The sequence below is a fragment of the Pseudomonas sp. OA65 genome (assembly GCF_017498305.1).
Classification (GTDB): domain Bacteria; phylum Pseudomonadota; class Gammaproteobacteria; order Pseudomonadales; family Pseudomonadaceae; genus Aquipseudomonas; species Aquipseudomonas zanjanensis.
Genome location: NZ_JAGDEZ010000118.1, coordinates 1 through 527 on the forward strand (window position 1 = coordinate 1; position 527 = coordinate 527).

Here is a 527-nt window from a genome sequence, read left to right on the forward strand (position 1 = left end):
GTGAAGTCGTAACAAGGTAGCCGTAGGGGAACCTGCGGCTGGATCACCTCCTTAATCGACGACCGCAGCTGCTTCATGAGCTCCCACACGAATTGCTTGATTCATTGAAGAAGACGATAGAAGCAGCCCGAAATTGGGTCTGTAGCTCAGTTGGTTAGAGCGCACCCCTGATAAGGGTGAGGTCGGCAGTTCGAATCTGCCCAGACCCACCAATTTTGTGTGGGAAACGCCTGTAGAAATACGGGGCCATAGCTCAGCTGGGAGAGCGCCTGCCTTGCACGCAGGAGGTCAGCGGTTCGATCCCGCTTGGCTCCACCACTACTGCTTCGATTGTATAAAGCTTAGAAATGAGCATTCCATCGGTTCGATGGTGAATGTTGATTTCTAGTCTTTGACTAGTTCGTTCTTTAAAAATTTGGGTATGTGATAGAAAGATAGACTGAACGTTACTTTCACTGGTAACGGATCAGGCTAAGGTAAAATTTGTGAGTTCTCTTAGTTGAGAAATTCGAATTTTCGGCGAATGT

The 527-nt window shown here is 48.0% G+C and carries 2 tRNA genes and 1 rRNA gene; all 3 read left to right on the top strand.

Features of this window, described 5'->3' with window-relative positions:
* Positions 1-54, top strand: a 16S ribosomal RNA gene (locus J3361_RS29335); the annotation flags it as partial.
* Positions 55-135: 81 nt separating this feature from the next.
* Positions 136-212: transfer RNA gene (locus J3361_RS29340), tRNA-Ile, on the top strand.
* A gap of 30 nt (positions 213-242) precedes the next feature.
* Positions 243-318: transfer RNA gene (locus J3361_RS29345), tRNA-Ala, on the top strand.
* Positions 319-527: the final 209 nt, after the last annotated feature.